This is a genomic window from Streptococcus sp. KR (assembly GCF_002238115.1).
In the GTDB taxonomy this organism is placed as follows: Bacteria; Bacillota; Bacilli; order Lactobacillales; family Streptococcaceae; genus Streptococcus.
In genome coordinates, this window is sequence record NZ_NGVM01000398.1 from 1 (window position 1) to 211 (window position 211).

The 211-nt window shown below is 42.7% G+C and carries 1 pseudogene; it reads right to left on the bottom strand.

Features of this window, described 5'->3' with window-relative positions:
- Positions 1 to 211 (bottom strand): annotated as a pseudogene (locus tag CBI42_RS12440) (hypothetical protein); the annotation flags it as partial.

Consider the following 211-nt stretch of genomic DNA (forward strand, 5'->3'; position numbering starts at 1 on the left):
TCCACCGTTCCCGGAACATACTTGTAAAGATGCTCTTCACGGTATTCATGATCCAGTGACGTCGTAAAGTTGGCTTTTTCATAACGAACTTTTAAAGCCCGTTTTGCATTTGAAGTCGTTGATGATGAAGAACTGGCTGGCGATTCGGATTTACTAGCCGAATTTGACTGAGCAGTCTTTGTGCTGCTGGAACTGCTGTTATTTGAATGAT